General features: G+C 69.8%; 24 protein-coding genes. 16 read left to right on the forward strand and 8 right to left on the reverse strand.

Annotated elements, in window-relative coordinates; all coding sequences use genetic code 11:
- Nucleotides 1-95 precede the first annotated feature (95 nt).
- Nucleotides 96-1,796, forward strand: a complete 1,701-nt coding sequence (gene leuA, locus AB0F17_RS23170) for a 2-isopropylmalate synthase (RefSeq protein ID WP_358026215.1) — start codon at nucleotides 96-98, stop codon at nucleotides 1,794-1,796.
- Here leuA and AB0F17_RS23175 read toward each other — a convergent pair.
- Complete coding sequence (locus AB0F17_RS23175; RefSeq protein WP_358026085.1) at nucleotides 1,793-2,704, reverse strand: hypothetical protein; 912 nt, start codon at nucleotides 2,702-2,704, stop codon at nucleotides 1,793-1,795. The genes leuA and AB0F17_RS23175 overlap by 4 nt on opposite strands.
- A 204-nt stretch (nucleotides 2,705-2,908) precedes the next feature.
- On the opposite strand from AB0F17_RS23175, the gene AB0F17_RS23180 reads away from it, so the two are divergent.
- Complete coding sequence (locus AB0F17_RS23180) at nucleotides 2,909-3,454, forward strand: hypothetical protein (protein ID WP_358026087.1); 546 nt, start codon at nucleotides 2,909-2,911, stop codon at nucleotides 3,452-3,454.
- Nucleotides 3,455-3,469: 15 nt separating this feature from the next.
- Here AB0F17_RS23180 and pyrF read toward each other — a convergent pair whose 3' ends face one another.
- Nucleotides 3,470-4,276 carry an orotidine-5'-phosphate decarboxylase gene (gene pyrF, locus AB0F17_RS23185; RefSeq protein ID WP_358026089.1) on the reverse strand — a complete coding sequence of 269 codons (807 nt, stop codon included), beginning with the start codon at nucleotides 4,274-4,276 and terminating at the stop codon, nucleotides 3,470-3,472.
- 135 nt (nucleotides 4,277-4,411) lie between these two features.
- Between pyrF and AB0F17_RS23190 the strand changes: the two genes are divergently transcribed.
- The 6 genes from AB0F17_RS23190 (at nucleotide 4,412) to AB0F17_RS23215 (ending at nucleotide 11,282) form a co-directional block, all read left to right on the forward strand.
- Complete coding sequence (locus AB0F17_RS23190; protein WP_358026091.1) at nucleotides 4,412-4,888, forward strand: DUF2283 domain-containing protein; 477 nt, start codon at nucleotides 4,412-4,414, stop codon at nucleotides 4,886-4,888.
- A 20-nt stretch (nucleotides 4,889-4,908) separates the two neighbouring features.
- Nucleotides 4,909-5,703 carry an HAD family hydrolase gene (locus tag AB0F17_RS23195; protein ID WP_358026093.1) on the forward strand — a complete coding sequence of 265 codons (795 nt, stop codon included), beginning with the start codon at nucleotides 4,909-4,911 and terminating at the stop codon, nucleotides 5,701-5,703.
- Nucleotides 5,704-5,808: 105 nt separating this feature from the next.
- Nucleotides 5,809-7,497, forward strand: a complete 1,689-nt coding sequence (locus tag AB0F17_RS23200) for a S8/S53 family peptidase (RefSeq protein WP_358026095.1) — start codon at nucleotides 5,809-5,811, stop codon at nucleotides 7,495-7,497.
- The gene (locus AB0F17_RS23205; RefSeq protein WP_358026097.1) at nucleotides 7,497-8,096 is read left to right on the forward strand and encodes a sigma-70 family RNA polymerase sigma factor; all 600 of its coding nucleotides are present in this window, start codon (nucleotides 7,497-7,499) and stop codon (nucleotides 8,094-8,096) included. The genes AB0F17_RS23200 and AB0F17_RS23205 overlap by 1 nt, the downstream gene beginning before the upstream one ends.
- Nucleotides 8,093-8,575, forward strand: a complete 483-nt coding sequence (locus AB0F17_RS23210; RefSeq protein WP_358026099.1) for a hypothetical protein — start codon at nucleotides 8,093-8,095, stop codon at nucleotides 8,573-8,575. The genes AB0F17_RS23205 and AB0F17_RS23210 overlap by 4 nt, the downstream gene beginning before the upstream one ends.
- 28 nt (nucleotides 8,576-8,603) lie before the next feature.
- Entirely contained in the window at nucleotides 8,604-11,282 is a 2,679-nt protein-coding gene (locus AB0F17_RS23215) for a CHAT domain-containing protein (RefSeq protein ID WP_358026101.1), read from the forward strand.
- A gap of 16 nt (nucleotides 11,283-11,298) precedes the next feature.
- On the opposite strand, the gene AB0F17_RS23220 is transcribed toward AB0F17_RS23215, so the two are convergent.
- A complete protein-coding gene (locus tag AB0F17_RS23220) occupies nucleotides 11,299-12,342 on the reverse strand; it encodes a hypothetical protein (RefSeq protein WP_358026103.1) in 1,044 nt (347 codons plus the stop codon).
- Nucleotides 12,343-12,588: 246 nt separating this feature from the next.
- Here AB0F17_RS23220 and AB0F17_RS23225 point away from each other — a divergent pair, with 246 nt between their 5' ends.
- The 4 genes from AB0F17_RS23225 to AB0F17_RS23240 all read left to right on the forward strand — a co-directional run bounded on the left by AB0F17_RS23225 (nucleotide 12,589) and on the right by AB0F17_RS23240 (nucleotide 14,280).
- Nucleotides 12,589-13,005: a hypothetical protein gene (locus AB0F17_RS23225; RefSeq protein ID WP_358026104.1), complete on the forward strand. Its 417-nt coding sequence runs from the start codon at nucleotides 12,589-12,591 to the stop codon at nucleotides 13,003-13,005.
- A 42-nt stretch (nucleotides 13,006-13,047) separates the two neighbouring features.
- On the forward strand, nucleotides 13,048-13,419 hold the full coding sequence (locus AB0F17_RS23230) for a hypothetical protein (RefSeq protein WP_358026106.1): 372 nt from the start codon (nucleotides 13,048-13,050) through the stop codon (nucleotides 13,417-13,419).
- Nucleotides 13,420-13,518: 99 nt separating this feature from the next.
- A complete protein-coding gene (locus AB0F17_RS23235) occupies nucleotides 13,519-13,779 on the forward strand; it encodes a hypothetical protein (protein ID WP_358026108.1) in 261 nt (86 codons plus the stop codon).
- Nucleotides 13,780-13,908: 129 nt separating this feature from the next.
- The gene (locus AB0F17_RS23240; protein ID WP_358026110.1) at nucleotides 13,909-14,280 is read left to right on the forward strand and encodes a hypothetical protein; all 372 of its coding nucleotides are present in this window, start codon (nucleotides 13,909-13,911) and stop codon (nucleotides 14,278-14,280) included.
- Nucleotides 14,281-14,319: 39 nt separating this feature from the next.
- Here the strand turns inward: AB0F17_RS23240 and AB0F17_RS23245 are convergent, their stop codons facing one another.
- Together AB0F17_RS23245 and AB0F17_RS23250 are read right to left on the reverse strand one after the other, a co-directional pair.
- Nucleotides 14,320-14,943, reverse strand: coding sequence for a hypothetical protein (locus tag AB0F17_RS23245; RefSeq protein WP_358026112.1), 624 nt, complete (start codon nucleotides 14,941-14,943; stop codon nucleotides 14,320-14,322).
- A gap of 156 nt (nucleotides 14,944-15,099) precedes the next feature.
- Nucleotides 15,100-15,810 (reverse strand): endonuclease V, encoded by a 711-nt coding sequence (locus AB0F17_RS23250; protein ID WP_358026114.1) that lies wholly within the window; start codon nucleotides 15,808-15,810, stop codon nucleotides 15,100-15,102.
- 93 nt (nucleotides 15,811-15,903) lie between these two features.
- Between AB0F17_RS23250 and AB0F17_RS23255 the strand changes: the two genes are divergently transcribed.
- The 3 genes from AB0F17_RS23255 to AB0F17_RS23265 all read left to right on the forward strand — a co-directional run bounded on the left by AB0F17_RS23255 (nucleotide 15,904) and on the right by AB0F17_RS23265 (nucleotide 18,863).
- Nucleotides 15,904-17,505 (forward strand): AMP-binding protein, encoded by a 1,602-nt coding sequence (locus AB0F17_RS23255; RefSeq protein ID WP_358026116.1) that lies wholly within the window; start codon nucleotides 15,904-15,906, stop codon nucleotides 17,503-17,505.
- A 54-nt stretch (nucleotides 17,506-17,559) separates the two neighbouring features.
- Nucleotides 17,560-18,300, forward strand: a complete 741-nt coding sequence (locus tag AB0F17_RS23260) for a sulfite exporter TauE/SafE family protein (RefSeq protein ID WP_358026118.1) — start codon at nucleotides 17,560-17,562, stop codon at nucleotides 18,298-18,300.
- Between the two features lie 266 nt (nucleotides 18,301-18,566).
- A complete protein-coding gene (locus AB0F17_RS23265; RefSeq protein ID WP_358026120.1) occupies nucleotides 18,567-18,863 on the forward strand; it encodes a hypothetical protein in 297 nt (98 codons plus the stop codon).
- 28 nt (nucleotides 18,864-18,891) lie between these two features.
- Here the strand turns inward: AB0F17_RS23265 and AB0F17_RS23270 are convergent, their stop codons facing one another.
- Nucleotides 18,892-19,119, reverse strand: a complete 228-nt coding sequence (locus AB0F17_RS23270) for a hypothetical protein (protein ID WP_358026122.1) — start codon at nucleotides 19,117-19,119, stop codon at nucleotides 18,892-18,894.
- Between the two features lie 486 nt (nucleotides 19,120-19,605).
- On the opposite strand from AB0F17_RS23270, the gene AB0F17_RS23275 reads away from it, so the two are divergent.
- Nucleotides 19,606-20,928: a cellulose binding domain-containing protein gene (locus tag AB0F17_RS23275; RefSeq protein ID WP_358026124.1), complete on the forward strand. Its 1,323-nt coding sequence runs from the start codon at nucleotides 19,606-19,608 to the stop codon at nucleotides 20,926-20,928.
- Nucleotides 20,929-21,352: 424 nt separating this feature from the next.
- On the opposite strand, the gene AB0F17_RS23280 is transcribed toward AB0F17_RS23275, so the two are convergent.
- Nucleotides 21,353-22,951: an ATP-binding protein gene (locus tag AB0F17_RS23280; RefSeq protein WP_358026126.1), complete on the reverse strand. Its 1,599-nt coding sequence runs from the start codon at nucleotides 22,949-22,951 to the stop codon at nucleotides 21,353-21,355.
- 172 nt (nucleotides 22,952-23,123) lie between these two features.
- A complete protein-coding gene (locus AB0F17_RS23285; RefSeq protein WP_358026128.1) occupies nucleotides 23,124-23,402 on the reverse strand; it encodes a hypothetical protein in 279 nt (92 codons plus the stop codon).
- Nucleotides 23,403-23,745 lie beyond the last annotated feature (343 nt).

A 23,745-nucleotide genomic window follows, 5' to 3' on the forward strand; every position in this document is an offset into this window, starting at 1 on the left:
CCCCGCCGCGGTGGCTCCGCGACGCCGGTCGAACCCCGTAGAACGACCGGGAAGGAAACCCCGTGCACGACTGGAACAGGCAACGCCCCAGCGCCATGCCGTACCACCGCTACCAGCCCGCCCACCGGCGCGTCGAGGTGCCGCTGACCGAGCGCGGCTGGCCCGCGCGGCGCATCGAGCGGGCCCCGCTGTGGGTGCCCGTGGACCTGCGCGACGGCAACCAGGCGCTGGCCGAGCCGATGGACCCGGCGCGCAAGCGGCGGATGTTCGAGCTGCTGGTGGCCATGGGCTTCAAGGAGATCGAGGTCGGCTATCCGTCGGCCAGCCAGACGGACTTCGACTTCGTTCGCGACCTGGCCCGGCCTGGCGCGGTGCCGGAGGACGTGACGGTCGTCGTGTTCACGGCCGCCAGGCGCGACCTGATCGAGCGGACCTTCGCGTCCGTCGAGGGGCTGACGCGGGTCGTCGTCCACCTGTACACGGCGACCGCCCCCACCTGGCGTGACGTGGTGCTCGGCCAGGACCGGGAATCGTTGCGCGCCCTCATCAGGGACGCGGCCGGGCACGTCGCCCGGCTGGCCGACGCCCGTCCCGGGCCGCCGATCAGGTACGAGTTCTCGCCCGAGGTGTTCAACCTCACCGAGCCCGACTACGTGCTGGAGGTGTGCGACGACCTGACGGCCCTGTGGGACGCCAGCCCGGACCGCCCGGTGATCCACAACCTGCCCGCCACGGTCGAGACCGCCACCCCGAACGTCTACGCCGACCAGATCGAGTACATGCACCGCCACCTGGCCCGCCGCGACTCGGTGATCCTCTCGGTGCACCCGCACAACGACCGCGGCACCGGCGTCGCCTGCGCGGAGCTGGCGCTGCTGGCCGGGGCGCAGCGGGTCGAGGGCTGCCTGTTCGGCAACGGCGAGCGCACCGGCAACGTCGACCTGGTCACGCTCGCGCTCAACCTGCACTCGCAGGGCGTGGACCCGATGCTGGACCTCTCCGACATCGACGCGATCCGCCGTACGGTCGAGCACTGCAACCGGCTGCCCGTGCCCGACCGCCACCCGTACGCCGGTGACCTGGTCTACACCGCCTTCTCCGGCACGCACCAGGACGCCATCGGCAAGGGCCTGGCCCACCACGCCAAACGGGCCGCCGAGCTGGGCGTGCCCGTGGAGCAGGCGCCCTGGGAGGTGCCGTACCTGCCGATCGACCCCGCGGACGTGGGCCGCGACTACCAGGCGGTGATCCGCGTCAACAGCCAGTCGGGCAAGGGCGGCATCGCCTACCTGCTCAACACCCACCAGGGGCTGGACCTGCCGCGACGGCTGCAGATCGACTTCTCGGCGGTGGTCCAGCGGGCCACGGACGGCAGCGGCGCGGAGATGACGGCCGAGGAGCTGTGGCGGCTCTTCCAGGACGCCTACCTGGATCCGGCGGACGACGGGCCGTACGCGCTGGCGGACTGGAGCACCGCGGAGGGCGGGCCGGGGGTCCACGAGTTCGCCGGCACCCGGCGTGACGGCGGTGGCGAGCTGCGGGGGACCGGCAACGGCCCGCTGTCGGCGCTGGCCGGGGCGCTGGGCGGCATCGACATCCTGCACTACGCGCAGCACGCCACCGGGCCGGGCCAGGACAGCCAGGCCGTCGCCTACGTCGAGGCGCGCATGGGCGAGACGATCCGGTGGGGAGCGGGCCGCGACACCTCTGTCCTGACCGCGTCCGTCCGCGCGCTACTCGCCGCCGCCAACCGAGCCGCCGTCGACCTGGTGGTACGAGCGGATTCGGTCCCCTAAGCGACGCGGCGCGGCTTGGGGACCAGGGTCAGCGTGGGGGCGAACCGCCCATCGCAGCCCGGCACCGCGGTCACGTGCGCGGAGACCTCCCTGTCGCTCCGGACCCTGATGCTCGCGATGTAGAACGGCGTGAGCAGCGCCTGCGGTCGCCGGCGCCCGAGGCTCAGGTAGCCGAAACGGAACCACTGCGGCGTCAGCCAGGCCTCCATCCCGGCGAAGGACTCCGCCAGCCGGGCCACGACGTCCCGCGCGGCCTGGATCGGCGTCCGCACCCGCGGCTCCGCGACCACCGGGCCGCGCCCGTCGTCGGCGAAGCGGCGGGTCGACACGCCCAGCGACGCCACCCCGCCGCTCGCGCCCAGCTCCACCGTGGCCGACGCCCTGCCGTACACCGGAAGATCACGTACGTAGTGGCGGAACGCGCCGAGCGCCCGGCACAGGCCGGGCTCGGTCCTCGTCCCCGGCCAGTGGTCCCCGCCCGCCTTGATGCGCCACAGGCGCTCGAACAGCAGCCCGTCCTCGGCCGGGACGAGCGACGGCAGCCCGATCCGGTCCGCGGCGGCCCGGAGCATGCCGGTCAGCTCCGCGTCGCCGGGGTCGTTCTCGAAGACGTCCTCGAAGGCCGGCTGGTCGAGATGGACGGTCATCGAGCCAGACGCGTGGAACCCCACGGCCCGCAGCCGGCCCGGCAGCCACACGGTGGTCCGGTCCTGGTGGGTCACCACCTCCAGGCGTTCCTGGCCGTCGTCGCGCAGGCCGGCGACGGCCAGGACGAGGTCCTCCAGGCGGCGCTGGACCATGCTCGGCTCGGGCGCGGCGAGCCCCAGCACGCTGACCTTGTCCGGCACCTCCCCGGCCATCGAGGCGAGGTCTTCGGCGAGATCGTCGGCGTACGGCAAAGCGGGCATGAAGGCTCCTCGACTCCGGCTGTTCTGATCAGCCCGGGGCGGGCAGGGCTGAGGTCACCGCGTCAGACCCTCAATGATCAGTACGCCGGAACACGGGCCGCGTCAGGACGGTACCTAGGGATGTCCCTAGTCCGGGCACCCTGCCGAGGCTTCTTTCGTTCTCCGAGTACGAGGCGGTTCTCCGGCGGGGGAGGTCACTGAGCCATGGATCTCCATGACTTTCTGGATCGCCACCCACATGCGGCTTTTCCGCTCGCCGCCACGTTCATCGGAATTCCTCCCGCGTACTACTTGCCCGAGCTGGCCTGGTATGGAGCAAGGTTCTGGACGGGCGTGGGGATCGGAACCGTCCTCGCGATCGGGCCGACGGTGTTGCTCTGCGTGCGCCGGACCCGCATGTGGGGAGGGGCCGTCCTTTTCCTTGGCGTCGGAATTGCCGCCTTTGTATGCCTGGCGCCGAGTGAGAACCCCTACGAAGTTGCGGGCGTCGTGGAGTTGCGGAGCTCGGCTGCCATATTCCTGATCTGGAGCAGTGCCGTCGCATTCGGCATCGGCATCGCCGCGGCCCTCAGGACGGATCGTGGCGCGGGGCACCTGGCCTGGGTGGAGACTTCCGGGACGGACTACAGGGCGGCGTGCGGCTGCGGCTGGCGCGGTGAGGTCGGTGCGGAGACGGCGGCCTTCGGTGCGGCGGGCGACCACGCCAACCGGGTTTCGCTCCAGGTGAGGCCGCCTCAGGACCCCTGGTAGAGGATGCTCGCCCCGTCAGGAGGACAGGTGGTGGGCGCAGTCGTCGCGATAGCGCAGCACCAGCTCGCGGATCCGCTCGGGGTCGGCGAGCACGGCCCGCGACACCGAGGGGACGACCGCCTGCCGTACGGGAGCGAACAGCCGGGCCAGGTCGGCGGGAGCGGCGCCCTGCGCGCCCAGGCCCGGGGCCAGGATGGGGCCGTTGAGGTGCTCCAGCGGATGGTCGAGCGCGGAGAGGTTGGCGCCGATGACGACGCCGACCGGGCCCAGCGGGGTGCGCCCCGCGTTCGCCGCCGCGGCGCCCGCGAAGATCTCGCCCGCGACCGCCGTCTGCAGCGCGACGGCCTCCGGATTGGAGGTGCGCGCCAGGACGAAGACGCCGGCGTCGTTGGCGATCGCCGACGTGATCGCACCCTCCAGCGAACCGAAGCCGAGGTATGGGCTGAGCGTCACGGCGTCGACCGCGAGCGGGCTGCCCCGGTCGAGGTAGGCCTCGGCGTAGGCGGCCATCGTGCTGCCGATGTCGCCCCGCTTGACGTCGAGGATCACCAGCGTGCCCGCCTCGCGCAGGTCGGCGATGACGCTCTCCAGCACGGCGATGCCCCGGCTGCCCCAGCGCTCGTAGAACGCCGACTGCGGCTTGACCACCGCCGCCACGTCGCCCACCGCGTCCACCACGGTACGGCTGAACCGCTCCAGCCCGGCCGGGGAGTCGTCGAGCCCCCACGCGGCGAGCAGCGCTGGACTGGGGTCGATGCCGACACAGAGCGGGCCGTACTTGTCGAGCCTGGACAGCAACCGGATCCCGAACGACTCATTCACCACTGGACTCCCCTCGCGACGTACGCAGACTATTCGCGCCGGTCGAAGGCAGGAAGCTTTTCGACCATGGCGATATGGGTCGCCTCTTCCCGCCGCCAGTCTTCCAGAGTCCGCCTCCGGGGTAGATCAGCAGACATGTACGAGATCGCCCACCGCACGCTGACGCTGCGCACCGAGCCGCTACGCGAGGTCGTCGTCACGATCGGGCTGCCGATCGAGGAGCCGACGGGGGAGTGGTCGTGCCCTTACCGGATCGACGGGCTCGCCGGGTGGGAGCACGATCGCAAGGTCACCGGCGTCGACTCTTTCCAGGCGCTCGAACTCGCCATGGCCATGGTCCGGGCCGCGCTCGGCGGCTCGCACGAGGCCAAGGAGGGGTGGCTGAGCTGGGACGAGGAGCCCGCCGACCGGCGCCCGCACACGGTGTACGTCCGGTGGGAGAAGGAGCACGACGTCGCCTACATCGCCATGAAGCACGAAATAGTGCCAGGAGAGGCGGTACGGCAGACCGTACTGGAAGACGTCGTGCTCGACTACGGAGAGTCGGGAGAGCTGCTCGGCGTGGAACTGCTCAACGCGACCACATCGATGCCGTCCGAGATGCGGATCTGAGTGCCCGATTTAATGGTGGCGTGATCGCACCTCGTATCGTGGCAACAGACCTGGACGGCACCCTCCTCGACTCCACCGGCACCGTGTCCTCGCGTACCCGCCGCGCCCTGCGCCGCGCCCGCGAGGCCGGTGCCGACATCGTGTTCGTCACCGCCAGACCGCCACGCGGCGTGGACCCGATCGCCGCGATGGCCGACGTCACCGGCACCGCGGTCTGCAGCAACGGGGCGATCGTCTACGACCTGGGCACCCGCGAGATCACCAGCACGTACGCGCTCGACCCAGCCGCCGCCAGGAAGCTGACCGAGACGCTCCGCGAGGTTCTGCCCGGTGTGGCCTTCGCGGTGGAGACGGGCCGGCAGATCCTGGTCGAGCCCGGCTACACCAGGCGCGTCCTGCCGGACCTGCCGTACACGCGGGAGGTCCTCGTCGCCTGCGACGAGGACGAGCCGATCGTCAAGCTGCTGGCCTGGTCGGCGACGCACGCGGTCGACGAGATGTTCGCCGCCGCGGTGGCGGCCGTGGACGGCGAGGCCGAGGTGACGCACTCGGGCGGCACCGGGCTGCTGGAGATCAGCGCTCCCGGGGTGACGAAGGCGGGCACGCTGGCCGGGCTGTGCCAGGAGCGGGGCGTGGATCCGGCCGAGGTGGTGGCGTTCGGCGACATGCCCAACGACCTCGCGGTGCTCGTCTTCGCCGGGGCGGGGTACGCCATGGCGAACGCCCACCACATGGTGATGGCGGCCGTCGAGCGGCGCACCCTGTCGAACGACGACCACGGGGTGGCCGCGGTCCTGGAGCGCCTCTACGCCTGACCACGCGCCCGCTTGGCGCTTGTGACCCGCTTGTTATGCCTCGCGTGTATCACCGCAGTAGGGCGTGACTCTTTCTCCATACGGGAAAGAGACGGAGGCCACCGGATGCTGACCATCGACTACCAGAGCGAACCGTACGCCGCGGGTGACGGGAACGGGCTGCCGTCGCGCGACCTGCTCTTCCCCCAGCCGCTGCTGGACCGCTACGGAGCCAAGGTCCTGGACCCGGCCACGGTCGAGCTCGACGCCGGGGAAAGCCGTCCCGACCCGACCGTCTACCGCTCGGACGTGCTGCTGGTCCCCGTCCAGGTGCTGAACTCCGACGCGGGGTTGGCCTGGATCACCGGCACCCTCGCGCAGATCCATCTCACGATCGAGGTCTCCGGCCTGCGGGACGATCACCGTCCCGCGGGCGAGCCTGAGCAGGGTCGCGGTGGTGAGCCTGAGCAGGAGCTTGAGCAGGGTCGCGGTGGCGAGGCGCCGAGCTGGCATCCCGCCGTGCTCAAGGTGGCCGCCGGCGAGACGGATGTGGTGATCGACGCGTGGCGGGCGCTGCGGACGCTGCGCCGCGCGCTGCCGGGCTTCTCCGACGCCCCCGGACAGGCGCCCGTCAAGAAGCTCCTGTCCAGGATCGCGCTGGACCACCTGCTCGTCGGGTCCGCGTTCGTCGGCGTCGGCGCGGCCCTGGACATCGGCGGCGAGCCCGCCACGAGCGGCCACGGAACGACCGGCGGCGCCTACGCCACCCCCATGGCCGGATACGCCAGAACCCCGGTGAACGTCGTGGGCGGCCCACCGGCACGCAGACCCGCCGCGAACATCGGCGGCCGGCGCCCCGTGATGGTCATCCCCGACACCGGCCTGCCGAAGCAGCGGCACGGCTGGTTCCGGCCGGTGACGGACCCCGACGCGTTCCTGTCCGTCAGTGACGCGGCACAGCAGCGCATCCAGCTCGCCGTCGAGGCGAGCCGGCCGAACCCGGGCGCCGAACTCGTCGGCTACAAGGAGAACGCCGACCCGCCCAACCCCCTGCTCGGCACGCTGAACACGCACACCGGGCACGGCCTGATGGAGGCGGGACTGGTGTGCCAGGTCGCCCCCGACTCGCGGGTGCTCATGATCAGGATCATGCAGGCAGACGGCGTGGTGCCGGAGGAGGCGCTGCACGCCGCCCTGGACCACCTGCTGGACGAGATCGCGCAGGGCGGCTTCTACGACGTGGTGTCCCTGTCGCTCGGATACACGCACGAGACGGCCGACGACCCGCTCCACACGCCGCCGCTGCTGGCCAAGCTCACCCAGCTCCGGCGGCGCGGCGTCATCGTGGTCGCCTCCGCGGGCAACTACGCGTCGAGCCGTGCGTTCTGGCCCGCCGCGGGCGCCCTCGACGGCCAGGACGACCCCGAGCTCGCGCCGATGCTGGGAGTGGGCGCCGCGAACCCCGACGGGACCATCGCGATCTTCAGCAACGAGCACGAGGCCATCCGGTGGCACGTCTCGGGCGCGGTGCTCGTCAGCACCTTCCCGCCCGGTGTCAAGGGCGCCAGGACCGCCTCGCTCGAACTGACCGGCCGGGCCTCCTACGACGGCGACAACCACCAGAGCCAGTTCGCCACGTGGAGCGGTTCGTCGTTCGCGGCGCCCGTACTCGGAGCCACGATCATGCAGCTGTTGATCCAGGACCACCAGGCCGTCGACCTGGCGAACACCGACCGGCAGGTGGCGCTCAAACGCGCGCACGCCGTGGTCGCCAGGCTGAAGAACGGCGACCTCCCGACGATCACGCCGGTGTGATGGCCGCCGACCTGAGACCGGAGCCCGTTCCCGCCGATCGGCGGGAACGGCTGGCGGGCCTGCTCCAGGAGGCCAAGGACGGCCGGCGCGAAGCGCTGAACCTCATCGCCGCCGACCTCACACCGCTGCTGTGGCAGGTGGTCAGGCGCCAGGGACTGGACCGGGAGGCCGCCGAGGACGTCATCCAGACGACCTGGCTGAGGCTCCTGCGCCACCTGAAGTCGATCACCGCTCCCCGCGCCCTGATCGAATGGCTGGTCACGACCGCGACCCGCGAGGCGTGGCGGGTCCAGGCGACGCAGCGCGACGCCCAGCCGGTGAGCCCCACGGCGTTCGACGACGTACCGGATTCCGACATCCTGCCGGAGGAGCTCGTCCTGCGGAACGAGCGGCACCAGGCGCTCTGGAACGCCATGGCGCGGCTGTCGGACTCCTGCCGCGATCTGCTGCGGCTCGTCGCGTTCGTCCGCCGCCCGAACTACGAGGCCGTGGCCCTCACGCTGGGCATGGCGAAGGGCAGCGTCGGCCCCACGCGCGGCCGCTGCCTGGCGAAGCTGCGCCGACTGCTCGCCGAGGACCGTGGCTGGAGCGTTTCATGATCCCTCCGGATGACCTTGACCCCACTGACGAGTTCATCCTCGACGAGATCAGGAGGATGTTCTCGGTGCTCGACCCCGTGCCCGAGACGCTGGTGGAGCGGGTCCAGTTCGCCCTGGACCTCGAATCGGCCGACGCGGAGATCCTGCGGCTGAGCGAGGAACTCGGGCTGCGGGCGGGCGTCCGCGGCGGTGAGGAGAGCCGGACGATCACCTTCGAAGGCGACGCCCTCACGATCATGATCAGCGTCAGCGTCCAGACCCAGCGCCTGGTACGCCTGGACGGCTGGCTGGCCCCGCCCGGTGACCACCTGGTCGAGCTGCGCACCGCCGAGGGGCCGGTCGTGGTCAGGGCGGACGAGCAGGGCAGGTTCGTCGTGGACGAGGTGATCCGGGGCCTGGCCCAGCTCGTCGTACGGCCGGCACTGGACGTTACGGGGGAGGCCGCGATACTGGCGGTGACGCCCTCCATCGTCCTTTGAGCACCCGTGAGCGCTGGTGAATCCCTCCGTGAGCAAGGTCACCGCAGAAGGCTCGGAGATCTACGAGCGGGCGGCCCGCCTGCACGGGCTGGCCGTCGCCGCGACCGACGACGGCCACCCGGGGCTCGCCGCGCGGCGGCTGCGGCAGGGCCTGGCGCTGCTGCGCTGGGAGGCAGGCGCGCCCCCTGAGGCCGGGGATCCGGAGCGGGCGGCGCTGCTCACCCGCCTCCTGACCAGCCTCGCCCACGCCGAGGCCGAACAGGGCCACTCCGCCCGCGGCACGGAGCTGCTCGGCGAGGCGCAACGATGGGCGCCGCCCGCCGAGCTGGCGATCGTGCAGGGGCAGCGGGGGCTGATGTACCTGCGTACCGGCCGTACCGCCGAGGCGCTCGAACTGCTCGACCTCGCCGTGCCGCGGCTCGCCCGCAGCGTGGAGCTGGCCAGAGTGCTGCTCAACCGGTCGGTCATCCACCTCATGACGGGCAAGGCCGGCCTGGCCCGCGCGGACGCGCGCCGCAGCGCCGAGCTCGCCAGGGCCCACGGCCACGAGGTCATCGAGGCCAAGGCGCGGCACAACGACGGCTACTGCGACCTGCTGCTGGGCGACATCCCGACGGCTCTGGCGGTGTTCGGCGAGGTGGAACGCGCCTACCGCCGGGTCAACCCGGGGTTCCTGCCCGTACTCGCGCTGGACCAGGCCAGGGCGCTGCTGGCCGCCGGTCTCGCCGACGAAGCCGGCCGTACGCTCGACGGGGCGCTCGACGGGTTCCGCAAACAGCGGCTGATGCAGGACTACGCCGAGGCGGAGCTGGCCCGCGCCCAGGCGGCGCTGCACGCCGGGCGGTTCGCGGAGGCGCGCGCCTGGGCGCGGCGGGCCGAGGACCGCTTCCGCCGCAGACGCAGCCCGGCCTGGGCGCTGCGAGCGGAGCTGATGCGACTGCGCGCGGAGTTCGCCGGCCCGGCCCGGGATCAGGGCGCCAGACCAGGGGCTGTCGCGCGCAAGGCTGGGGATCTGGCGGCCAGGTGTGCCGAGCTCGGCCTGCGGGACGAGAGCGAGACGGCGGCGCTGCTGGCGACCAGGGCGCTGGTCGCCGCCGGGAGCCTCGCCGAGGCGGAGGCGCTCTGGGGCCGAGCGGCGCCGCTCGTGGCGCCGCCAGGCTCCCACGGCGCGCCGCTAGAAGTGCGGCTGGGCTCCGATTCCAGCGCCGCGCCGATTGAAGTGCGGCTCGGCGCCGGCTCTCGCGTCGCGCCGCTGGAGGTGCGGTTGATGCGGCGGCTGGCCGAGGCCGAGCTCGCCAGTGCGCGGGGGCTGCGCGGCCAGGCGCTGCGGCGGGTCCGTTCGGGGCTGGCGCTGATTCACGCGCATCGCGGCCGGCTGGGCAGCCTGGACATGCAGACCGGCGTCACCGCGCTGGGGTCCGACCTCGCGGCCGCGGGCCTGGCGGCGGCGCTGGCGAACGGCTCGGCGCGGCTGGTGTTCGAGTGGTCGGAGCGGTGCCGGGCGCAGGCGTTCCGCTTCCCGCCGATCCGCCCCCAGCACGACGAGCCGACGGCCGAGGCGCTGGCCGAGCTGCGCCACCTCGCCCAGCAACTGCACGCGGGGGAGGCGGCGGCGCGCCGCGACCCGGAGATCCGCAGGCGCTGCCTGGAGCTGGAACGCCTCATCAGGGAACGCGGCTGGCAGCTTCCCGGGGCACGCGAGAGCCTGGCCCCCGCCTCGACCGGCGTGGTCGAGGCCGAGCTGGCCGCCGCCGGTCTCGCGCTGGTGAGCCTGCTGAACGTCCGGGGCAGGCTGCTGGCCCTCGTCCTGGGCGCCGGGAGGTGTCGTCTCCTGGAGCTCGGGGCGTACGCGCCGCTGGCCGAGGCCGTACAGCGGCTGACCGGCGACCTCAACGCCCGCGCCGGGCGCAACCTCCGGCCGAACCTGGCGGCGGTGATCGACGCGTCCCTGCGACGGCAGCTCGCCACCATCGCCGACGGGCTGCTCACGCCGCTACTGCCGGCGCTCGCCGGGGCACACGGGATCGTCGTCGTCCCGACCATGGCCCTGTCGGCGATCCCCTGGGGCACGCTGCCAGGCCTCGTCGGCAAGCCCGTGGTGGCGGCACCCTCCGCCCAGGTCTGGGCCGCCGCCCAGCGGGCCCGCCTGGCCGGCGTCGCCGACGGCGAACCGCCGCTCCTGGTCGCGGGCCCCAACCTCACGTCAGTGGAACCCGAGATCGAACAGATCGCCGCCCTCTACCCCAAGGCGCGGCAGCTCACCGGCTCGGCGGCGACGGTCGCGGCCACCCTGGAGGCGCTCGACGGCGCGTCCATCGCCCATCTGGCCGCCCATGGGCACCACGAGCGGGAGAACGTCCTGTTCTCCCGCCTCGTACTGAGCGACGGACCGCTGATGGCCCACGACGTTCAACGCCTGCGTACGGCGCCGCGGCACGTCGTCCTGTCCGCCTGCGACATCGGACGGCTGGTGGTACGGCCCGGCGACGAACTGCTCGGTTTCACCGCCGCCCTGCTCTACATGGGCACGCCCACCGTCGTCTCCAGCGTGGCCAAGGTGCCTGACGAGACGGCCATAGCGGTCATGGCGGCCTACCACCGGCAGCTCGCGCTCGGCCTGTCACCGGCGGCCGCGCTGGCCGCCGCGTCGGAGTCGGCGTCGGTGGGGGAGTCGTTGTCCACGTTCGTGTGCTTCGGCGCGGGCTGACGCGCCGCGTGTGAGCTCACTCGCCCCTCCAGTCCTCCTCACGCGGTGGATAGGTGAACGTCTGGGTATCGGCCCAGCCCTGCCCCACGATGTGGTAGTCGTGCGCGGCCTCGCTGGCGGTGTGGTCAGGGCCGATGTCGACCGTGTCGGCGATCGACCAGGCTCCGTTGATCTTCTGTTCGATGATGTAGAGGAACTCGTTGAAGCCCAGGGAGGAGGACACGAACGTGTTGACGATGGTGAGAGAGCGGCGGCCCGCGGTCAGGGTTGGCGGGATTTCGACGGCCTGCTCCCTCCATTTGTAGGTGCTGTCGCCGGGCAATTGCCGCCATGCCCCGGCCGGATCCCCGTTCACGGTGATGGTGGCGTACTGCCGGGCGACGCCCGCGTCCAGGCGGCGGATCAGCCGCACTCCGCTGTTGGCGGGATCGACGGTCGCGGTGAACCGGCTCGACCCGCCGGCGCTGAACGCCCGGCCATCGTCGCTGACGATGCGGCCGGGACTCACCGGGCTGCCGGAACCGTCGGACGCGATGCGTTGCGACGATCCCCGCTGATCGATGATGACGCTCAGCGCCCCCGCGGCCGCCAGCGCGGCCAACGCCGCCGACACGGCGGCTGGGCGCCAGCTTCGGCGGGGGACAGGGGTCTGCTCTGCCTCGCCCGGCCCTTCTGTCCGGGTGGCGGGCGCCGCGCCGCCGGGGCTGCGATCCGGCTCCGTCCCGGCGGGCATCCGGGCGACCCGTACCCGCTCCCATGCCCTTTCCCACGCCGGAAGCTGATGTTCGGGCACCCGGCACGCCCGCAGGAAGACCACCATCAACGCCTTCTTGGGGAAGCGCCGACCGGCCAGCATGTCCGCACAGGTCGCCCGTGGCAGCCGGGTGCCGCCCGCCTTGTCCGCCCGCAGTTGCAGCTCCCGCAGTGACGTATCGGCCCGCGCGAACTGCTCGGCCAGCAACCTCACCAGATCCTCGTGGCAGGTCACCGAATCCAACCCGGATCGGGGCGCCTGCCTGACGCTCTGGGGAGCCTCGCCACCTTCCGGATGGTCGCTCATCGCCGCCAACCCTCGCCCCCTGTCCGGACCGTTCACCAGTTCCTGTCGAAAAGTGTACGAGTGATTACCCTGCGTGTCCGAGGGATGGCGGCGGCGGTGATCGGCCGTCCGAGCCTGGCCGCCGGGTGGCTCGATTCCGTCCGAGTCCGTCCGAGGTCCTGTTGGACACCTCGGCCGTGCGAGTTCGCTGGCTCTCAACGCGGCGAACCCGCCGCACCTGACGGAGCAGAAAGGCAGACCACCACCATGATGATCCGCAATGTCGCGGCCACCACCCTCCTGACCGCGGCCGTGTTCGGTGCCCTCCCGGGGGCCGGGGCCGTCGCCGCCCCAGCCCTGGCGGCGGCCGAGGAGTGCGGGGTCCGGAGCGACGGCAGGCTCTGGTGCGGCAACACACCGAACATCACCCTGTCCTACGACGCCTCCTACCAGACCGCGGAGACCGGCGTACTGACGAGCGGCTTCAGCTGGTTCCAGTGCTGGGTCGAGGGTGGCCCGCACGCGGGCGGCAACAGCATCTGGTACCTCGCCGCGGGTGACAAGGCGATATCGCCCTACCGCGGCTGGGGCTTCCTGCCCGCCGTTCATGTGGCCACCGCCCACGACCCCGCGCCGGGCCTGCGCGAGTGCACCTTGGCCGACTACAACCTCATCGGCCCGTGACGTGTTCTCGAAATTCCGGATTTCACCGAAGGAGATATACCGATGAACAAGCGTCAGGTCATCGCCATGACCATCGCCACCGCGGCATTCGCGCTGCTCGGGCTCGCCCCGTCCACCGCCTCCGCCGAAGCCTGCGGAGTCGATCCGCACGACGGCAGGCTGCACTGCACCAACGAAGGCGGAGCCCCTCTGTTCCACGAGCCCCGGCCCGTTGACGCCGTGGACTTCCTCGACACCACGTATAGCTGGTTCACCTGCTGGACACAGGGTGAGCTCCATCCGGGGGGCAACACCACCTGGTACGGAACCGTCGGCGACAGGTTCGGCGCCTTCGGGTACGTGCCGGCCTCCGTGGTGCACACACCGAGCGCCTTCGACGCCGACCCCAGCAGGTACGGCCTGCGCAGGTGCTGAACCTGCTCCACCTGAACCGGTAAGTGAGCGGACCGGCGGCTGGTGGGACGGCCTGAGCCGAATCGCTCAGGTTCACCAGCCGCCATCTAAGATCACGTCATGCCTGACCTCTCCGTTGTGCCGTTATTCGTCTTCGCATTGCTCTTCGTCGCGTTTTGGATCTCATTTGTCGTTGTCGCGGTCAGGGGCCTCCGGCAGCGCCGCGTGCTTAAGTACACGGACGCGGTGCGGGCCACGGAACTCACCGGCCGTGTCCGCCAGCTCAAGGTGCGTGGGCGTGAGGCGTACGCGATCCAGCTTGTTCAGGACGAACTCGCGATGCCTGAGAAGCTGGCCCGTTCATGGGTGAAATCCATCTAGGAGCACAGTTTGACGGCGGGCTGCCGTGGCGTACGACTCCTGGCGTAGAGAGGATGACGACGGGCGGGGGATGTCGCGCTGCCGCGGCGGCAAGATCCTTGAGACCTCACAAGGTCGAAGGAGAGTCGAATGGTCACCCAGGTCGCCAAGGGGAGCGGATATCTGACCGCCTTCAAGATCCTCGCCGCACTGAACACGCTGTCGATGCTCTTCCAGGCCGTGACGGCCGGCCAGTTGCTCAGCGGGGCGGCGGCGGGGTCGCACGGGATGGGGGCGGCGGCCGTACACGTGCTGGGGCTGGCGCAGCTCGTCGCGGCCGTGCTCGTCTGGCGGCCTGGACGCGGCGCGGGGTGGCCCGCGCTGGTCGGGCTGGCGGTACTGCTGCTCGGGTTCGTGCAGTCCGCCATGGGCGGGTCGGGCGTGCTGACCGTGCACGTGCCGCTCGGGATGCTGGTCTTCGGGCTCAGCGTATGGCTGCTGGTCTGGGCTTGGCGCCGCTGACCTTCACCACGAACCTGCCGTTCCGGCGGCGGGTTGGAATCAAGGGGCGGAGGTCCAGCGGCGCTTTCGCCACGAGAACGGCGTGATTTCGATACGCGAGTGAACGGAGCCGTCCCACTTCACCCGCACCCCGTGAGCGACGAGAGTGTCACACACTTCTCGTGCTATGGCGGTGCTCGCCGCTTCGCTCTTCTTCTCGTCGTTCTCAAAGGCGCCGAACGCCAGCATCAGCCCTTCGCCTTGAATCCCGGACTCGAGGTCCTGGCCGTGATAGAAGACCGCGCCGCGTGGTTTATCCGGCAACTCCGAGGCGGCCTCGTGCGCGTCGCTCCAGCCGTCGGACATCGTGTGGCCCGCGTTCTGCAACGCGACTATGCCGTGTTCGTTCAACTGCTCGAAAGCCTGGTCGATGGCGTCGTTCACGGTGGGGGTGCGCCAGGTGTTCTCACGTGTCTGCTGCTGCCGGAACAACTCTTCCGCGTACGCCTTCAGCTCATCCAACAGATCTGCGTCGGACGTTTCGTCCGCCAGCCAGTCCTCTATATCCCATTCGTCATCAAAACCACCTAAAACCGCAAGTTCGATCTGCTCCCGCAAGAATGCGGTTTCCGAGTCTGACGCGTCCAAGCCGTCGTCGCCGTTTTCACTGCTGTCGTCATGCATGCCAGGAACTTACATGATCACGCCGACACTCCGCGCCTTGCGACTGCGGGGACGGCCGGACTTACGATGTCCCTCCGCCGACGCGGAGTAGGACGCGGCTCGGCCACGTCCGTAACAGTGCACCGCTGAGCAGGCGCGGGGGAGCTGGGTCGCCGGTCACAGGTCGCCGTGTCTGGCCAGGTGGTCGGCCTTGCGGATGGGCTCCGGCAGGCGGTGGTAGGGCGAGAGCCGCAGGACCTCGGCGCAGGCCGTGTCGAGGGTGATGCGGTGCCCCTGCGACACGTACACCGGCTTGACGTCCTGCTGCGTACGCAGCGCCCGGCCCACGGTCGAGCCGTTCAGGTCGATCGGCGTCCACGCGCCGCGAGCGGGGGCCGGGGCGTCGTGGGTGCCGACGAAGTGGGTCTTGCCCACGCCGATCGCGGGCAGTCCGGTCAGTACGCCCAGGTGGCACGCCAGGCCGAACCCGCGCGGGTGCGCCAGACCGTATCCGTCGCAGACCAGCAGGTCAGGGGTGACGGTGAGCCGCTCCAGCGCCTCCACCAGCGCGGGCAACTCGCGGAAGGCGAAGAGCCCCGGCACGTAAGGGAATCGCGCTTTGCCGCGCACCACCACCTGCTCGACCACCACGAGACCACCCGCGACGCCCGCTGCGCGACCGTCCGTGGCGCTGCCTGTGGGTGCGGTTGTGGAGAGCACCACCACGGCGGCGGCTACGTCGTCGTCGCCGTGGTAATGCACGTCAAGGCCCGCAACCAACGTGAACTCGGTCGGGCCGGTCAGCTCGACGTGAAGCCGGAGGCGCTCCTGGATGGCCTCTGCCTCCTCGGCACTCGTCGGCCAGGGGTGAAGCTGGTTTACACGCACGCGGCCCAACCTATGCCGTGTCGGGCAGGGTCGGGGATCGTCGCCCGAACACGGGTCTGGTGCGTACGGCAGGACGCGGCCGACACTGTGGACATGCAGTCGTACTCGAGTGCCACCGCGCCGACCCCCCTCCTGGGCGAGACCATCGGCGAGAACCTCGAACGGACCGTCGCGGCCTTCGGCGACCGGGAGGCCCTGGTCGACGTTCCCAGCGGACGCCGATGGACCTACGCCCAGCTCGACGCCGACGTGAACCGTCTCGCGCTCGCCCTGCTGACCAGGGGCATCGCGAAGGGCGACCGGGTGGGCATCTGGGCGCCCAACCGCGCCGAGTGGGTGCTCGTGCAGTACGCCACGGCGAAGATCGGCGCGATCCTGGTCAACGTCAACCCGGCCTATCGGAGCCACGAACTGGAGTACGTGGTCAAGCAGTCGGGCATGCGGCTGCTGATCAGCGCCCAGACGCACAAGACCAGCGACTATCGCGCGATGGTCGAGGAGATCGGGTACGCGAACGCCGTCTACCTGGACGACCCGGGCTGGGACGCGCTCCTGACCGAGACCGTCGAGGAGGACCGGCTGCGGGCCCGCATGTCGGAGCTGGCCTTCGACGACCCGATCAACATCCAGTACACCTCCGGCACCACCGGCTTCCCCAAGGGCGCGACCCTGTCGCACCACAACATCCTCAACAACGGCTACTTCGTCGGCGAGCTGATCCACTACACCGAGGCCGACCGGGTCTGCCTGCCGGTGCCCTTCTACCACTGCTTCGGCATGGTCATGGGCAACCTCGGCGCCACCTCGCACGGGGCCTGCGTGGTGATCCCCGCGCCGAGCTTCGAGCCGGAGGCGACGCTGCGGGCCGTACAGGACGAAAGATGCACCTCGCTGTACGGCGTGCCGACCATGTTCATCGCCGAGCTGGGGGTGGCGAAGGGATACGACCTGAGCACACTCAGAACCGGCATCATGGCCGGGTCACCCTGCCCGGTCGAGGTGATGAAACGCGTCGTCAGCGAGATGAACATGCGCGAGGTCGCCATCTGCTACGGCATGACCGAGACGTCCCCGGTGTCCACGATGACCAGGTCCGACGACGACCTGGCCCGCAGGACCGAGACCGTCGGCCGGGTGCTGCCGCACGTCGAGGTGAAGATCGTGCACCCGGAGACCGGGCTGACCGTGCCGCGCGGCGAGCCCGGTGAGCTGTGTACACGCGGGTATTCGGTCATGCTCGGCTACTGGGACGAGCCGGGCAAGACCGCCGAGGCCATCGACGTCGCCCGCTGGATGCACACCGGCGACCTGGCCACCATGGACGACGAGGGCTACGTCAACGTGGTCGGGCGGATCAAGGACATGGTCATCCGCGGCGGGGAGAACGTCTACCCGCGCGAGATCGAGGAGTTCCTGTACCGCCACCCGGACATCGCGGACGTACAGGTGATCGGGGTGCCCGACGAGAAGTACGGCGAGGAGCTGATGGCCTGGGTCATCATGCGGGAGGACACTGAGCCGCTGACGGCCGAGGCGGTCAGGGAGTTCTGCGCGGGGCGGCTGTCACACTTCAAGATCCCGCGGTACGTGCACGTGACGGACGCCTTCCCGATGACCGTCACCGGGAAGATCCGCAAGGTGGAGATGCGCAGGCGATCGGTCGATCTGCTCGGGCTTGGCGGCACGGAGTCCTGACCGGCCCGGATACCCGGCGTCGGGGACAAAACGGACACGGCCTAGCATGGCCAGGTGATCACCGGTGAGGTACTCGGCCTGCTCGTGGCGGGGGTGGTCGCCGGGGTGGTCAGTACGGTGGTGAGCCTGGCGTCGATCGTCTCCTACCCGGCGCTGCTCGCGTTCGGCCTGCCGCCGTTGACCGCGAACGTCACCAACACGGTCGCGCTGATGTTCACCGGCGTGGGCGCGGCGGTCGGGTCGCGGCCCGAACTGGAGGGGCAGGGCGGCCGGGTGCTGCGGCTCGGCTGGGTGACCGCGCTGGGCGGGGCGGCGGGCGCGTTGCTGCTGCTGGTGACTCCGGCGCGGACGTTCGAGCTGATCGCACCGTGGTTGATCGCCGGGGCCTCGCTGCTGCTGATCCGGCGGCCGGCCGTCAGGCCGGGGGGTGAGCACGGGGTGTTGTTCCGGGTGGCGCTGTTCGTCGTGTCGATCTATATCGGGTATTTCGGGGCGGCGGGCGGGATCCTGATGTTCGCGGTGCTGTCGGGCTTCCTCGACCAGCCGCCCGCCAAGCTGAACGCGATGAAGAACGTGCTGTCCGGGCTGGCGAACGCGGTGGCCGCGCTGGGGTTCGCGCTGTTCGGGCCGGTGGACTGGGGGGCGGCGCTGCCGCTGGCGACCGGGTTCCTGCTGGGCGGGTGGCTGGGGCCGAAGATCGCCCGCCGGTTGCCCGGCCAGAGCCTGCGGTATCTGGCCGCGGGGTGCGGGGTGGCGGTCGCGATCAAACTCGGGTACGACTCGTACGTGAGCTGACGTGCCGGGGAGCGCGAGAATCTGATCACCACCACCCACGGACACGGCCCTGCCGACACCGCCGAACGACGGGCACGATCCCGCTGGTACGCCACCAAGACCGAACCGTCCTTCGAAGACATGGCGATCAAGCTCCGCCGTGTCATCATCGCCGAACGTTTTCGGCCCCAAGCCCCCTACCAGGCCGCACCCGAAGAAACCCATGCCGTCATCGCAGCCTGGGCCGCCGCCGAAACATGATCACCCACAAGTGCGAAACACGAGCGGTGTTCACGGAACCGCAGCAGCGCACCAGGACCTCTTCCGCGCCGCTGCGCGACCTGTTGCGCCACAACAGCAAGAACTGGATGATCCCGCTCTTCCTGCTGATGGAGACCCGCGACGACATCCTGGGCGGGGCTTTCGCCCCCACGATCGCCCAGGCTCTGGTGCAGAGCACGGGATCCGCTCTGTCCGTCGGCGCCTCCATCATGGTGCTCTGCGTGATCTCCCTGGCCGCCGTCATGGCGGTCAAGGAACCGAAGCCTCGGTGGCGAGCGCACGCGCCCCCGGTTCGATCCTGACGGCCGGGGGTGCGTGCGTTTCACCGGGTCACGCGTAGAGGAAGTAGTAGCCGTACCGGGGCTCCCATACGCATGAATAGTCGTCCCACCAGTTCTGGGTGATGCCCTTGGTTCCGATCCGCTCGCACTCCGAAAGGTCTGTGAAGACACCGGACAGTCTGGCGGCGCCGTCGGCATGCGCCGGGGCGGCGCCACTCGTCAGCGACACTCCGAGGACCATGACGGCCGAGACGAGAACAGCGCGTACCTTTCGCATTCATCCTCCTGGGGCTGGGGAGATCATGAAGCTGGACACTAGCACTCAAAACCTGCCACGAAAATTGTCAGGGACGAATCGGTCGCGGAAGGAGCTGAAACTTCCATCGGCGTTATCGCGGAGCTGTGCAGGTTTCACCGACGTTTACCGTCAGTAAGACCGCCGTCACTTCTTGGGGTCGCTTTTTCTGGCTGCCTGTGCATGCCATGGATGATCTGAGCCTGTCGTCGCTCTATCTGCCTATAAAGTACGTTTTATGCTTCTTTTCCTGGTCGGTTAGCGCGATGCGGCGAAAACTTTGACCATCGTTACTTAGGTGCCATATCGTCTCCCCGTCCATATCGATGTGAGCCACGGCACTCGAGCGGGACGTTCGTTCTCGCAGGCGCCACGGTCGGCGTGCTGATCGCGGCTGCCCCGGCGTCGCAGGAGACCACGGACGGCCACTGGGGAAGCGGCGATCATCCGACTGACCGGAGTCGCACCATGCAAGCTCGAACCCGCACGGCCATGCTCGTCGGCGTGGTGATGACCGTGCTGGCCGCCGTCGGTGTGCCGGCATCCTTCGCGCCGCCGGCCCACGCCATGACGGCGATCACCGACATCGCTTACGCGCCCGCACAACCGGCCGGTAGCAGGGGGCATCTCCTGGACCTCTACCAGCCGTCCACCGGCATCACGCCCCGGCCGCTGCTGATCTGGCACAAGGGCTCGGCGTGGACGGGTGACAACGGCAAGGTCGGCGCGGACGCGATCGCGGCCATCTTCAACCCGCTGGGCTTCGCCGTGGCCGGCGTCAGCGTCCGGTCCAGCTCCCAAGCCGTCTTCCCGGCACAGGTGCACGACATCAAGGCGGCCATCCGCTGGCTGCGCGCGAACGCCGCCACCTACAACCTCGACCCCAATCGATTTGCGATCATGGGCGAATCCTCGGGCGGCTGGCTGACGGAGATGGCTACCCTGTCCGGCGGCGTGGCGGCGCTGGAGGGCACCGTCGGCACGACCGGCGTCTCCAGCGCCGTGCAGGCGGGGATCGCCTTCTACAGCCCGACCGACTTCCTGCAGATGAACGCGCAGAACCTGCCGACCGGCGGGCTGGACCACAACTCTCCCGCCTCCCCGGAATCCCTCCTGGTCGGCTGCCCGATCCAGACGTGCCCGGCCACGGTGGCCCAGGCCAATCCGATGGCGTACGTCGACGCCAACGACCCGCCGCTGATGTTCCTGCACGGCCAGGCCGACTTCCTGGTGCCGCACGGGCAGAGCGTCCTGCTCTACGACAGGATCAAGGCTCAGTGCGGTGACGCCACGTTCGTCTCGGTGCCCGCCGCGGACCACATGATGGTCCAGGTCATGGACTCCGCCCACTACGGCCTGCAGACCGTCCGCACCACCACCGACTGCGGCGAGAGCGTCGGCACCGGCACGCTGAATCCCACCTGGGCCAACTTCGCGACCTTCCTGCGCGGCGGGCTCAAGATGGGCACGTCCTGCGAGGTCGCCTATGCCACCGGCGCCTGGGACGGCGCCTTCAACGGCAGCGTGACCATCAGGAACACCGGCACGACCCCCATCGACGGCTGGACCGTGACCTGGGCCTGGTCGGGCAACCAGCAGATCACGACCGCCTGGAACGCCGTGGTGGTCCAGACCGGCACCCAGGTGACCGCCCGCGACGACACCTTCAACCGTTACATCGGCCCCGGCTCCAGCCAGAGCTTCGGCTTCTCGGCGACCGCCACCGGGACGAACGCCATACCGGCCGAGTTCAAAGTCAACAACACCGTCTGCACCAGAGTGCCCGCCTGAGCCGACGTGCGCCGGGCCTGAGCCGAATGGCGAGGCCCGGCGCCCTTCTTCCGTCATCAGAATTGCATTCGGAAATACCGTGACGTGGAGCGGAAGGGCGCATTCCCAGAATTAAACACGTTCCGTTCGGCTGTGATCACGGAATGTCGCTGACCATGATCTTGCCTTATTCGATGAGCCGACCCTATCCTTGCCTCTGGCGGCGCGCCGGTCTATTTCCCGGTTCTTTCTTTGAAAGGCCGGAGTGCGCATATTCCGGGACTCAAACAAATCGGATAAGCCACCTTCCCTTGTGCGGGGGCCGTTGTCCGGATCGTCTTGTTCCGCGGCAAAATGCAGCCACGATGGCTCTGATCTGTGGTTTGACGGGGTATTGACGCCCTACAGGCTGCATGACAGCACATTCACCGAGCCAGGACACCCCTCACGCACGCAGGACGGTGACCTGGCGGCCGGACGGGGTGGTCGCCTGCTCGAAAGCGCCTCGTTCCTTCCATGGCGGTGCTTCGGGTCGCCGGTCGAAGATCACCAGTGCGCCGGTGGTGAGGGTGAGGCGGTCCAGGTACCGGTCGAGTTGCGCGAGGCCGTCGGGCATCGGGTCGTTCTCGCTTGCTCGCCAGACCTTCAGCTCCATGGCTTCGCGCTGCGTGAGCCGTTCGCCTTCGGGGCCGGTGTAGGGCCAGCGGACCAGGACGTCCAGGCGTTTGGTGCCGGCGGCGTACTCGCGGTCGAGCTGGCCTCCGCCGTTGACCAGCCGGTGCAGGAAGGCCATGAGGATGATCTGGCAGGCGGCCTCGTGGTAGCCCTCCTGCTGGATGAGCACCTCGCCGTGCTCGCGCCAGAACATGACGAACTCCTGCAGCAGTCGCGGCAGGTCGAAACGGCCGTCGGGCAGTACGAAGCTGTGCGGATCGGCGCGTACGAACCGTTCCGTGCGATCGCCCAGCACTCGAAGCAGGACTTCCCGATATATGGGGTTGGCGATCTCCAGGTCCCTGGTTTCGCGAATGAGGCCCAGGTCGTGGACGTAGGAGGCGGCCTCGTCGAAGGCGGTGTCCAGGCCTGGAGACGTGCCGGCCACGATCGGTTCGATCACTCGCTTGACCCGGGGTTCGTGCAGGCGGGCTACCAGGGCGTCCAGGTGGGTGGCGCGTGCCCGGATCAGCCGCTCCTTGGCGTCTTCCACCTGCGCGGTGTTGATGGTGCCGCGCACCTCCATTTCGACCACGACCTCGTTGGCGAGGGCGTTGACCAGCCAGGGCTGTCCCTGGGTCAGCTCGAAGACCCGCTCCACCGCGTCCTTGGTGAACCCCTGGCCGGTCGCCTGGGTGTGCTGGTCGTAGAGTTCGGCGATCTGGTCGGCGGTGAAGTCGCCCAGGCGCAGCGACTTGCGGATGATGTTGAACGGGCTGGCCGGGTTGGACCGGCCGGGGTCGCCGCCCGAGGCAACCTTGTAGTCGCGCAGGTCGCGCAATCCGCACAGCACGATGGAGGTGGGGAACGGCTGGCCTTCTGGCCGCGCGTTGTGGCCGTCGCGGAGCTGGCTGAGGATGCTGACCATGCTGTTGCCCTGTAGGGCGTCGATCTCGTCGAGGAACAGCACCACCCGGCGCGGGCAGCGGCGGCACCACTCGCTCAGCGCTTCATTGAACCGGCTGCCCGGCGTGACCTGGGGCCAGGGATCCGGTGGCAGCAGTTCCTCCGGCCATCCCGATCGCGCGGCGGCTTGACGGAGGGAATCCAGCAGAAGCGACTCCGCAGCGGCGTAGTCGTCGCCGGCCGACTTGGCACGCTCGCAGGAGAACGACAGGGCAGCGATGTCATCCTCGGCGGTGAGTTCGGAGGCCAGGGTGCGCAGCGTGGTCGTCTTCCCGGTCTGCCGGGGCGCGTGCAGCACGAAGTAGCGGTCCATCTCGATCAGCGCCCGCGCCTCGGGAAGCCGTGGTGTGGGGGGCAGCATGTAGTGGAGCTGCGGATCGCAGGGACCGGTTGTATTGAAGTATCTCGCTCGGGGTGGTGGCATGGTCACATTCTGCCACCATTCTGAGTCGAGAACCCGAAGATCCTCAGGCGGGCCTCGGCCGGCGCTTCGTCGGTGAATGGGTCGTGCTGTTCCTGGTGGCGTAGCGGGTCGGTGCCCACGAGCCGGCATCCGCCGTGGGCATGAGCGCGATCCAGGCAAACGGCGAACGCCATCAGGAAAGACTTGCCAGCAACTCGGACACGCGGATCGTCGCCCCGTGGTCTAGGCCGTAGAGCCTGGTGAGGTCATTCCGCAAGTCCGTGAGTGTGACGCGAGCCTTGTCCACATCGCCGACGCCGACTTCCAGCTCGCCTATCTGGCGACGCACCTCCAAGAGCCGCGCGTCGTCCTCGGGGAAGCGGCTTGCCGGGACGGCGACTTCGGCGAGTACGCCTGCCGCATCGCCATAGCGCGACTCTCTGACCAGCGACATCGCCCTCTCTGCGAGCACGCCCGACCGAATAGCAGCAGCGGGTGCCGGTCGGCCCCGTGGACCAGTTCGTCGTTGGGGTCAATCCGCGCTCGCTGATCGAGGTCGGCCGCGGGTTCCGTGGAGCTCAGATCCTCACCCGCTCGGGTCCGGACGGCGCCGACAGCGTGCTGACGGAGACGGCGATCGGCGATCGTATTGACCTGCGCTTCGAACGGGTCGTCATCGGCTCGGGAGACGGCTACTTCGCCGACCTCGTCGCCTGGCTCATCGCCGCTGGTCTGCGTCACCGTCGTGACGCGCCATGGTGTGCTGAGCTGGCGCCTGTATGTGGCCACCAGCGACATCACTTACCTGGATACGG

The sequence above is a fragment of the Nonomuraea sp. NPDC026600 genome, from assembly GCF_040638335.1.
Lineage (GTDB): Bacteria > Actinomycetota > Actinomycetes > Streptosporangiales > Streptosporangiaceae > Nonomuraea.